Genomic DNA, 11134 nt, shown 5'->3' on the forward strand with positions numbered 1-11134 from the left:
CACGCTCACAGTCAGCCGAGTTCACCCGCCAGCCGGGCGGCCGTCACCGGGGCCTCGCACGCCCGCTGCTCGGCGTACGTCACGATGAGGCCGACGAGGTGGACCAGGCCGTACGGAAGCGTGATCACGGCGGCCACCACCGCGTACGCGACGTTCCACCCGCTGAAGCTGGCCGCGTCGGCGGGATCGCCGAGCAGCGCGCCCGCGACCTGCACCGGGGCCAGGACCAGCGAGAACACGGACGCCGCGAGCCCGACCAGCGCGATCCGCCCGAGCACCGCCCCGAGGCGGGCGTGGAACATCTCACGGGCCCGGCCCAGCGGGGCGCCGCGCTCGAAGAGCAGCACCGGGCCGAACAGGCTCAGCGCGGCCATCACGTACAGGCCCGGCAGGTAGCACAGGACCAACCCGACCGCCGCCAACAGGCCGTAGACCAGGGTCCAGCCCCACAGCGCCGGGGCGCGGCGCAGGCCGTACCGGAGGGCGGCGCCGACCGGGACGGGCTCGCCGGCCGCCTGGCGCGCGACCACCCAGGTGCCGGCCGCCCAGCCGACCGCCTGGACGAGCGCGAGCAGACAGCTGAGGCCGAGCAGGGCCGCGAAAAAGACGCCGAGGTCGCCGAGGTACCCGTCGGGCAGCGCGGCGGGCGGCGCGCCCGGTGCCGTGGGCTCCAGCGGCAGCACGGGGTACAGGGGCACCACCGCGAGCAGCAACGCGAGCGTCGGCAGGGCGTGGGTGAGCAGCAGGATCGGCGTGAGCTGCCGCCAGCCGCGGCGCACGACGCCCGCGCAGCGCGAGAACCAGCCGCTCAGGCCCTGGCCGGGCGGCGTGACGAGCGGGTCGGCGGGGTCGTACCCGGGTGGCGGCCAGTGCGCGGCTCCCGGCGGGTGGCCGGGCGGCACCGGACCAGGGTGCGACGGGTACGTGGGCAGTCCGGCGTACGGGCCCGGACCGGCGGCCGGCTGGGGAGCCGAGCCATCCGTCCGTTCGGGCACGGCCGGATCCCAGCTCGTGGTCTGGCCGAACTCGCCCGGGTACCAGGACCCTGGGGCAGGCCGGTCGGGTACGGGCGGCTGTGACATGAACCCTCCTCAGCGGCGACGCCGGAACGGCTCATGATCCTGCCTGGTCCCGCCCCGTATCCGCTGCCCCGTTTCAGGTGGACGGACGCGGCGGGACCCCCGGTAGACTTGGTCGGGGCCCGCCGATGCGCGGGCCCCGGAACCGGTCGAGGGTCAGGCGAGGCGGACCCGCTCGGCCTGCGGGCCCTTCTGCCCCTGGGCGATCTCGAACTCCACCCGCTGCCCGTCGTCCAGCGCCTTGTAGCCGTCCATCTCGATGGCGGAGAAGTGTACGAATACGTCCTGACCGCCGTCGACGGCGATGAAGCCGTAGCCCTTCTCGGCGTTGAACCACTTCACGGTGCCCTGTGCCACGGTGCACTTCCTTAACGTCGCGCGGCCTTTCACAACCCTCGGGACACCGGCTCAACCGGCAGCCCCGGACCACCGGTTCCGGAGTCGACGACGACCACGAAATCAGTGACCGAAATCGCACGGTACACGAGCGGTGACAGCAGCGCACGGTCCCAAAACGGCCAATATCGGACCGACCTCAACCCGGACTCACATAGGCGTCCATCACTGCGATAGGCATGCGGGATGACAGCAGCGCCAAGCCCGCAGGCCACCGGCCGCACCACGCCGACCGCCACGGCGGTGACGGCCACCGTACGCCGGGTGACGCCGCAGGACACGGCCCGGATGCGCGCCTTGCGGCTGGAGATGCTCGCCGACGCGCCGCTGGCCTTCCTGGAGACCGTCGCCGACGCCGCGGCCCGACCGCACGCCGAGATCGCGGCCCGGGTGGCGTCGGTCGCCGCCGGCCCGCGCACCGCGCAGTTCGTCGCCGAGCCGCACGACGCCCCCGCCGGCCGCCCCACCGGCGACGCCAACCGGCCTATCGGCGAGGCCAACCGGCCCATCGGCGAGGCCAACCGGCCCATCGGCGAGGCCAACCGGCTCGGACGGGCCGGCCGGCCCGTTGGCGAGCCCGGCCGGCTCACCGGAGGGGCCGGCCGGCTCGTCGGTCACGCCGGCGGGACCGTCGCGCCGCACGACCCGGGGCTGACCGTCATCTACGCCGTCTACGTCACGCCGGCCTGGCGCGGCACCGGCCTGCTCGCCGGGCTGATCGAGGCGGTGGCCGGCTGGTCCCGCGAGTGCGGGCGGCCGGAGCTGATGCTGGAGGTGGTGGTGGGCAACGACCGGGCCTACCGGGCGTACCGGCGGCTGGGCTTCGTCGACACCGGGGTACGGGTGCCGCACCCGAAGTTCCCCACGCTGCGCGAGCTGCAGATGCGCCGCCCCGCCTGAGCGCGGCCCGGCCGGCACGTCGAGCGGGCCCCCTCCCACCCGGAAGGGGGCCCTTCCGCACACCTCAGACGTGGCGGCGGCTCTGGACGACGCGGAACCGGTTCGCGACGTACGCGCCGTCGGTCAGCGCCGCGTTCGCGGCGGGGTTGGCGCCGCTGCCGTGGAAGTCCGAGAACGCCGCCGACTGGTTGACGAAGACGCCGCCGGTCAGGTTGCAGGACAGGTGTACCCCGGCGTCGATCGCCGCCGCCTCGGCCGCGTCCAGCACCGCCTCGTCGGTCGAGTAGACGCCGGCCGTCAGCGCGCCCTTCTCCCCGACGGTCACCCGCATGATCTCCAGGCTGTGCGCGGTGGAGTCGGTGGCGATGACGAACGAGATCGGCCCGAACCACTCCCGCGAGTAGACCGCCGTGTCGTCGGCGGTCAGCTTGACGATCGTCGGCGTCCGCACCACCGCGCCCTGGAACGCCGGGTGCTCGACCGTACGGGACTCCAGCAGCGTCTCGCCGACCTTGGTGACCTCGTCGAGGCGCTCCAGCACGCCGTCGTTGACGATCGCGCCGGTCAGTTCGACTCCACGGGCCGGGTCGGCGGTGAGCTTGCCGACCGCCGCGGCGATCCCGGCGGCCACCTCGTCGAAGCTCCGGTGCCCCTGGTCGGTCTCGATGCCGCCCGACGGGATCAGGATGTTCTGCGAGGTGGTGCACATCTGGCCGCTGTACAGCGTCAGCGTGAAGCCGAGGTTGCGGCACATGCCGGCGAAGTCGTCGGTGGAGTCGATCACCACCGTGTTCAGGCCGGCCTTCTCCGTGTAGACGGCCGCCTGCCGGGCGTTGGCCTCCAGCCAGTCGCCGTACTCGGTGGAGCCGGTGAAGTCGACGATCCGCACGGCCGGGTGCAGCGCGAGCGTCGAGGCCAGCTTCTCGCCGGGGGCCTCGGCGGCGAGCAGCACCAGGTTGGGGTCGAAGCCCGCCTCGGCGAGCACCTCCCGGGCGTACCTCACCGTGATCGCCAGCGGCAGCACCGCGCGCGGGTGCGGCTTGACGACCACCGGGTTGCCGGTGACCAGCGAGGCGAACAGCCCCGGGTACGAGTTCCAGGTCGGGAACGTGTTGCAGCCGATCACCAGCGCCACCCCGCGCGGCACCACGTGGAACGTCTTGGTCATCCGCAGCGGGTCGCCCTTGCCGGCGGCCTTCTCCCAGCCGGCCGTCCCCGGGTGCCGGGTCATCTCCGCGTACGCGTAGGCGATCGCCTCCAGCGCCCGGTCGAGCGCGTGCGCGCCGCCGGCCTGGAAGGCCATCACGAACGCCTGGCCGCTGGTGAACTGCACCGCGTTGGCCAGCTCGAAGACGTGCTTGTGCAGCCGCGCCAGGATCTCCAGGCAGACCCCCGCCCGGGCCTGCGGGCCGGCGTCGCGCCAGGCCGGCAGGGCGGCCGAGGCGGCGGCCACCAGGTCGTCGGCGTCGGCGTGCGGGTAGCGCACGTTCAGCTCCAGCCCGAACGGGCTCGCCTCGGTGGCGACCCGGTCGCCCGAGCCCGGCTGGCCGAGGGGGAAGTCGCTGTTCAGGTACGCCTCGAAGGCCGCCTTGCCGTCGGCGGCGGCGGTCTCGCCGTACACCCGGGGGCTGGGCGACTCGGGGTAGGCGGACCAGTACCCGCGCTCCGTGATGGCGGTCAACGCACGGGTGAGGGTGTCGGCGTGCCTGTCGTACAGGGGGTGCGGGGTCTCCGTCATGCCCGCCATCATGCAACAGGAACCACCGCGATCAGTAGGGCCGTGTCACAACTCAGATCGTCAGCTGCCAGTCGGTCCAGCCGTCGACCGGGCGGAAGCCGAGGCGCTCGTTGATGCTGATCATGTGGGCGTTCGCCGCCGCGTTGAAGGTGTCGACGGCACGCAGCTCCGGCTCGTGGGCGAGCAGGTGGCGCAGGTTCTCGATCTTGACGAGCAGCCCGAGCCGGCGCCCCCGGTGGTCGGGGTCGACGATGGTGATCTGCTGGAACGCGTGCCACGGGGCGCTCGGGCCGACGTCGAGCAGCGTCCAGGCGACCAGCCGGCCGGACGCCACGTGCACCGCCCCCTGGTGGTAGCGGCGCCGCCCCCGGACGTCCAGCGCCCGTTCGGTGCCCCGCAGCCGCTCGACGTCGATGTTCTCCGGCTCCCACTCCAGGTCGCCCAGCGGCACGTCGGCCATCAGCCGGCCGTCGAGGTAGGCGACGTCCGCCTCGTACTCGGCGGGGGTGTGGCCGTACCAGCGGACGACCCGGTAGCCGGCGGCGCGGGACCGGGCGTCGGCCAGCAGGTCGTCGAGCGCGGCCCGGTCGAGGCGGGTCGGGTCGAGCCGGCGGCGGACCTCGGCCAGCGCGGGCCGCGCGCCCGTCGCGGCGGCGAACGCCCCGCCGGCCCCGCCCCGCTCCGGGCCGCCGGGCAGCGCGGACACGGCCGGGGCGAACACCCGCTTGCGCCCCCGCTCGCGCAGGAGGCGCACGCAGTGCCCGTGCAGCGCCCGGCCGACGCCGCGCCTCCGGTGCGCCGGATGCACGGCCAGGTCGAGGCTGGCGTTCTCGGTGTTGTCGAGCTGCGGCAGGTCGAGGCGGAGGTACCCGGCCGGCACCCCGTCGAGCCGGGCGAGCGCCGCCACGACCTCGGTGCCCGGCATCGGGTGCCGGATCGCGGCCTCGAACCGCCGCCGGCACACCGGCGGGAAGTCCGGCACGTCCGCCGCTTCGGCCGCCGCCCTGATCTGGTACGCCCCGTCGATCGCCGCCTGGTCGGCCGGCTCGATCGGCGCGATGTCGATACCCATGGCCCGAGGGTGGCCCGGCGAAGACGATCGGGCCAGCGAATTTCCTCGCTGGCCCGATCGAAGGTTGGTCGGGAGGGTCGATCGCACAACACCTCCGGCGCTGGATCGGATGACTTGAAAAGTCTCCGGCGAAACGCCCTCCCGCACGGAGCATCTTGCGCCCGTCCGGTTCCTGCCGTCAAGTCCTTACCGGCAGGTTTTTCGCACCGAACGCGAAAAGCCCGTTACCCAACGGATCCGCCCTATCCCCCGTCCGGGCGATCCGCCCCCACCCGACCGACGGACCCACCTCGCCCCCGCCCGAACCTCCCGCGATCTTGCAGTTACGGCCCGACATATGGCGCGAACACCCCGGAACGAGGGCCACAAGTGCAAGATCGCCGGGGTGGGAGGGTGGCGGGTGGGGGCGCCGGCGGGGTGGGTCGGGGTGGGTGGGTCAGCCGAGGAGGCCGGCGTCGCGGGCGGCGCGCAGGGACGGCCTGATCCGGTGGGTCGGGCCGACCTGGCCGGCGACCGCGTCGAGGGTCTTCAGGCCCTCGCCGGTGTTGAACACCACCGTCTCCGCCGTCGGGTCGAGCCGGCCGGACTCGACCAGCTTGCGCAGCACCGCCACGGTCACCCCGCCCGCCGTCTCGGCGAAGACGCCGGCCGTCCGGGCCAGCAGGCGGATGCCCCCGCGGATCTCGTCGTCGTCGGCGTACTCCATCCACCCGCCGGTGCGCCGGACGGCCTCCAGCGCGTACAGGCCGGCGGCCGGGTCGCCGATGTTCAGCGACTTGGCGATGCCGGTGGGCTTGACGGGGGTGATGGTGTCGCTGCCGGCGTGCAGGGCGGTGGCGATCGGGTTGCAGCCGGCGGACTGGGCGCCGAACACCTTCCAGCCGCCGGCCGGCGCCTCGACCAGACCGATCTCGACCAGCTCGCTGAACGCCTTGTCGACCTTCGTGAGCAGTTCCCCGCTGGCCATCGGGATGACCACCTGGGCCGGGATGCGCCAGCCGAGCTGCTCGGCCACCTCGTACCCGAGGGTCTTGGAGCCCTCGGCGTAGTACGGCCGGACGTTGACGTTGACGAACGCCGTGTCCTCGAACTCGTCGGTCTCCACCAGCTCGCCGCAGAGCCGGTTCACGTCGTCGTACGAACCGTCGATGGCGACCAGCTCGCCGCCGTAGACGGCGGTGGTGATCACCTTGCCCTGCTCCAGGTCGCTCGGAATGAACACGACGGACGGGACCCCGGCGCGGGCGGCGTGCGCTGCGACGGAGTTGGCCAGGTTGCCCGTGGACGCGCAGGCGAACCGGGTGAAGCCGAGCGCCCGGGCCGCGGTCAACGCCACCGAGACGACCCGGTCCTTGAACGAGTGGGTGGGGTTGGCGCTGTCGTCCTTGACCCAGAGCGGGGCGGTGATCCCCAGCTCGGCGGCCAGGTGCGGGGCGGCGACCAGCGGGGTCAGCCCCGGGTCGAGGGTCACCCGGGCGGCCGGGTCCTGGCCGGCCGGGAGCAGGGCGGCGTACCGCCACAGGTTGCGGGGGCCGGCCTCGATCTGCTCGCGGGTGACGCGGGCCAGGGCGGCCGGGTCGTAGTCGACCTCCAGCGGGCCGAAACACTCGTAACAGGCGTGCTGCGCGGCGAGCGGGTAGCGGGCCTGACAGGCCCGGCAGACCAGGGCGCGGGCGGGGCTGGCGGTGGTGTCGATGCCGGACGCGGCGAGGGTCGACGTCATGTCGAGGGGTCCTCTCATCTTCCCCACACCGCACCCTGCGGCGGGGACGGAATTGGCACCTGCCCGCGCCGCTCGTCGTCGAGCGCGTGGGTGGTTGCCGGGGCGTCTTCGGGCCGTGTCCCTCAGCCCCTCTGGATGAGGTATGCAGTTGTGCCGCCGAGTCTACGACGGTCCTCCCGGGCCGCCACCCGTTCTTCCCACCCTGTGAGCTGCGCCGCAGTGTCCGCACAACTTCAGGGAAGTAGTGGCCTCGTCGCCGGCTGAGGCCACTACCTCCCGGAAGTTGTCGTCGCCCGGTGGATCAGCGGGCGGGGGAGGAGCCCGACCAGCACCAGCGCGCCGCAGACGGGTTGGATCAGCGCGGCCCACCAGCCCGGCCACTGGCCGACCGGCACCGCCTGCCCGGTGCCCCGCGCCCCGCCGAACAGGCCGAACAGCGACGACATCCCGTGCCCGTACGGTCAGCTCGTGATGTCCTTGCGGGTGAACCGCCAGTACGCTAGCGACCAGAAGACGGTGGCGTAGCCGATCGCCGAGATGCAGCCGCGCACCACGTCGTCCGTCTGCACCGGCGTCGACAGCAGCCCCAACCAGGCGGTGCTGTAGTGGGTCGGCAGGAAGGCGCGCAGCGCACCGAGCGCGGTGATCTGGTCCAGGATGCTGGAGAGGATCCAGAGCAGCACCGCCCCGCCGACCGCGCCGAGCGCCGCGTCCGTGACCACCGACAGCAGGAACGCCAGCCCGGCCACCGCCAGCAGGACGACCGCCAGGTAGCCGAGCACCGCCAGCAGCCGCAGCAGCCCCTCGCCCGGCTCCAACTGGGCCGCGACCTGGCTGCGCAGCGGCTCCCAGCCGTACCGGAGGGTGCCGGCGGCCAGGGCGGTGCCGGCGAGCAGCACGAGCGCCAGCCCCGCGTACGCGAGCGCCACCAGCAGCTTCACCGTCAGCAGCCGGGCCCGGGGCACCGGCACGGCGAGCAGGTACCGCAGGCTCCCCCAGCTCGCCTCGCTGGCCACCGTGTCCCCGAAGAACAGCGCCACCACCACGACCAGCAGGAACGACGCCGACACCAGCAGCGAGAACAGGGTGAAGTTCAGCCCGCCCGAGGTGGCCAGCTCGGACATGCTGGAGAACTCGCCCCGGCCGCCCCGGTCGTCGTCCCCGGAGTCGAACTGGAACGCGACCAGGATGATCAGCGGCAGCAGCACCATGAACCCCAACGCGAGCTGGGTACGTCGCCGGGACGCCTGCCGGCGGAACTCCGCCCCGAACGGCAGCGTGGCCGACGGGCGGTACCCGGCCGCCGCGCCCACCATGGAAGACGACTGCGCCATCACCGGTCCCCGCTTCCCCGAGAGTTCTCGCCCACCAGGGCGAGGAACGCGTCCTCCAGGCGGCGCCGCGGCACCACCCGGTCCACCCCGATCCCGGCCCGGACCAGCTCGGCCACCACCTCGCTGCGCGCGGTGCCGTTGGTGTCCACCACCAGGTGCCCGTCGGAGTCCGGCAGCACCCGGACCCCGTCGAGCCGGCCCAGCACGGTCCGCGCCGCGTCCGGGTCGGTCACGTCGAACAGCACGCTCGGCGACTCGCCGACGATCTCCTCCACCGGGCCGGACGCCACGATCCGCCCCTTGTTGACCACCACGGCGTGGGTGCAGGTCTGCTCCACCTCGGCGAGCAGGTGGCTGGAGACCAGCACCGCCCGGCCGTCGGTGGCGTAGCGCTGGAGCACCCGGCGCATCTCGGCGATCTGCGGCGGGTCCAGCCCGTCCGTCGGCTCGTCCAGCACCAGCAGCTCGGGCAGGCCGAGCATGGCCTGGGCGATGGCCAGCCGCTGCCGCATCCCGTGGCTGTACTTGCGCGTCCTGCGGTGCACCGAGTCGCCCAGCCCGGCGATCTCCAGCGCCTCGTCGAAGTGCGCGTCCGCCCACGGCCGGCCGGTGGCCCGCCAGTACGCCCTCAGGTTGTCCAGCCCGGACAGGTGCGGCAGGAAGCCGGGCCCCTCGACCAGCGCGCCGATCCGGGACAGCACCGGCGAGCCGGGCACCAGCCGCCGGCCGAAGACGTAGATCTCCCCCGCCGTCGGCTGGGTCAGCCCCATCAGCACCCGCAGCGTGGTGGTCTTGCCCGCCCCGTTCGGCCCGAGCAGGCCGACCACCTGGCCGGGGTGCACCTCGAAGTCGACGTTCGACACGGCGACGAAGCCGTCCGCGTACTCCTTGCGGAGCTGCCGGACGGCCAGCGGGGTGTCCGCGTACGCGGGATGCACCGAGCTGTCCTGCCGGCGGTGCCGGCGGCGGACGACCAGGAGGACCGCGGCGAGCCCGACCGCGATCGCGGCGAGCAGCCCGGCGAGCACCCAGCGCCAGACGGCGGCCGTGGTGGGAATCGGCTCGCCGGCCACCGTGGGCAGCACGACCGGGCCGTCGCCGGCCGCGACCGTGTAGACGGTCGGCTCGACCGGCGTGGCGTACGCCTGGTCGGAGCTGGCCACCACCACCCGCAGCCGGTGCCCGGCCTCGATCCGGCGGACGATCGCCGGCAGGGTGACCGTCACCGGCGCCGCCGCGCCGACCTCCGCCGGCAGGCCGGTCAGCCGGATCGGGGCGACCAGCCCGTTCGGCAGGGTCGCGGCGCCGGACGGGTCGACGTCGTAGAGCTTCACGAAGAGCACCGCCTCGCCGGTGGGCGACGCGGCCCGCAGCGAGACCGTCGGCGCGCCGGCCACGTCGACCGCCTCGGGAAGCGGCGCGGACTCGAACCGGGCGTGCTGGCCGGGGATGTCGCCGGCCACGCCGTCGAGCAGCGAGCCGAGCGCGCCCGCGAACGGCACCGCCGAGATCGCCGCCGGGTTGCCGTTCGGCGGGTTCGCGACCGGCTGCGCGGCGCCGGTCACCGCGACCTGGCGGCGGTCGTCGCCGGTGAGGCCGGGGTAGTCGCGGGTGCGGTAGCCGGTGGCGACCAGGCCGCGGTCGAGGGCGTCGAAACCGGCGATCCGGGAGTACGTGAAGTCCCCGCCCGGCGCGCCCCCCTCGCCCCGGACGTAGTGGTCGAGCCACTGGGCGGTCAGGAACCGCGCCCGGTCGGAGTCGTTGGCCGGCCCGTCGCCGCCGTCGTGGCCGCCGGTGAACCAGGCCACCCGGACCGGGGTGCCGCCCGCCGCGATGCCCCGGGCGTTGGCGTCGGCCTCGCTCAGCGGGAAGAGGGTGTCCGCCTCGCCCTGCACGAGCAGGGTGGGCGCCTTGATCCGGTCGAGGACGCCGGCCGGGCTGGACCGGCGCAGCAGGTCCACCGCCGCCTGGTCGGCCCGGCCGGTGGTGGCGATCCGCAGGTACGCGGCGCAGACGTCGGCGGCGAACCGGCCGCAGGACGGATCGGCCGCGCCGGTCGGGACGCGCCCCGACCGGGTGCCCGGCCCCGCGCCCGGCCCCGCGCCCGGCCCCGGGCTCGGCGGGCCGGCGGACGCGGGGGCGTCCTCCGACTGGGCGGCCGGGCCGCCGGAGAGGCCGGCCGGGCCCGAGCCGGCGTTGCCGCCGCCGCCGAAGAAGATGCCGGCCCAGCCCTTCTTGAACACGCCCTCGGTGGCGGGCTTCCCGGTGCTCTCCGGCAGGAACGCGCGGGACAGGTCGTTCCAGGTGATCATCGGGACGATCGCGTCGACCCGCCGGTCCTGGGCGGCGAGCAGCAGCGCCAGGCCGCCGCCGTACGAGCCGCCGACCACGCCCACCCGGGGGTCGCCGCCCGCGTCCGTGCGCACCTCGGGGCGGGCGGCCAGCCAGTCCAGCAGCCGCTGGGCGTCCCGGACCTCGTGGTCGGGGCTGTCGAGGTGGATCTGGCCGCCGCTGCGGCCGAAGCCACGCGCCGTCCAGGTGAGCACCGCGTACCCCCGGGCGGCCAGGTCCTCCGCGTCGGAGCGGACCGAGTCCTTGGTGCCGCCGAAGCCGTGCGCGAGCAGCACCGCCGGCACCCGGTGACCGGCCGAGGCGCCGTCTGGCAGGTAGAACGTGGTGTCCAGGTCGACCGGCTCGTCGCCGGTCGGCCCGGAGCGCACGGTGACCAGGGCGGACTCGGTGCGGAAGCCGGCCCGCTCCGGCCGGGCCGCCCACAGCGCGGCGGCGGCCACCAACGCCACCACCACCGCCCCGGCGACGATCCGACGGCGGCGGGTGGCCAGGGTCCGCCGGACCCGCGCGGCCGTCAACGGCGATCTCATGCGGCAACGG

Annotated in this window: 8 protein-coding genes, 2 pseudogenes and 1 riboswitch; of the genes and pseudogenes, 2 read left to right on the forward strand and 8 right to left on the reverse strand. The window is 74.5% G+C overall.

From position 1 onward, the window contains the following. Positions 1-11: 11 nt before the first annotated feature. Positions 12-1082 carry a hypothetical protein gene (locus ACGFIZ_RS05440; RefSeq protein ID WP_393416103.1) on the reverse strand — a complete coding sequence of 357 codons (1071 nt, stop codon included), beginning with the start codon at positions 1080-1082 and terminating at the stop codon, positions 12-14. A gap of 153 nt (positions 1083-1235) precedes the next feature. Then, the gene (locus ACGFIZ_RS05445) at positions 1236-1436 is read right to left on the reverse strand and encodes a cold-shock protein (RefSeq protein ID WP_393416105.1); all 201 of its coding nucleotides are present in this window, start codon (positions 1434-1436) and stop codon (positions 1236-1238) included. Positions 1437-1661: 225 nt separating this feature from the next. Between ACGFIZ_RS05445 and ACGFIZ_RS05450 the strand changes: the two are divergent. Continuing rightward, positions 1662-1916: pseudogene (locus tag ACGFIZ_RS05450) on the forward strand (GNAT family N-acetyltransferase); the annotation flags it as partial. A 156-nt stretch (positions 1917-2072) separates the two neighbouring features. After that, positions 2073-2375, forward strand: a pseudogene (locus tag ACGFIZ_RS05455) (GNAT family N-acetyltransferase); the annotation flags it as partial. A gap of 64 nt (positions 2376-2439) precedes the next feature. Here ACGFIZ_RS05455 and paaN read toward each other — a convergent pair. The 6 genes from paaN to ACGFIZ_RS05485 form a co-directional block, all read right to left on the reverse strand. Beyond that, the gene (gene paaN, locus ACGFIZ_RS05460; RefSeq protein ID WP_393416107.1) at positions 2440-4113 is read right to left on the reverse strand and encodes a phenylacetic acid degradation protein PaaN; all 1674 of its coding nucleotides are present in this window, start codon (positions 4111-4113) and stop codon (positions 2440-2442) included. A 52-nt stretch (positions 4114-4165) separates the two neighbouring features. Further along, positions 4166-5185 (reverse strand): GNAT family N-acetyltransferase, encoded by a 1020-nt coding sequence (locus ACGFIZ_RS05465; protein WP_393416109.1) that lies wholly within the window; start codon positions 5183-5185, stop codon positions 4166-4168. A 436-nt stretch (positions 5186-5621) separates the two neighbouring features. Beyond that, on the reverse strand, positions 5622-6908 hold the full coding sequence (gene thrC, locus ACGFIZ_RS05470) for a threonine synthase (RefSeq protein ID WP_393416111.1): 1287 nt from the start codon (positions 6906-6908) through the stop codon (positions 5622-5624). Positions 6909-6919: 11 nt separating this feature from the next. Next, positions 6920-7050: riboswitch (SAM riboswitch) on the reverse strand. A 127-nt stretch (positions 7051-7177) separates the two neighbouring features. Then, complete coding sequence (locus ACGFIZ_RS05475; RefSeq protein WP_393416113.1) at positions 7178-7354, reverse strand: hypothetical protein; 177 nt, start codon at positions 7352-7354, stop codon at positions 7178-7180. Between the two features lie 15 nt (positions 7355-7369). Beyond that, complete coding sequence (locus ACGFIZ_RS05480; RefSeq protein ID WP_393416115.1) at positions 7370-8242, reverse strand: ABC transporter permease; 873 nt, start codon at positions 8240-8242, stop codon at positions 7370-7372. Continuing rightward, positions 8242-11124: an alpha/beta fold hydrolase gene (locus ACGFIZ_RS05485; RefSeq protein ID WP_393416117.1), complete on the reverse strand. Its 2883-nt coding sequence runs from the start codon at positions 11122-11124 to the stop codon at positions 8242-8244. Before ACGFIZ_RS05485 ends, ACGFIZ_RS05480 begins: the two co-directional genes overlap by 1 nt. Between the last annotated feature and the right edge of the window lie 10 nt (positions 11125-11134).

Origin of the sequence: Micromonospora sp. NPDC048830 (genome assembly GCF_043198215.1) — a bacterium.
GTDB lineage: Bacteria > Actinomycetota > Actinomycetes > Mycobacteriales > Micromonosporaceae > Micromonospora.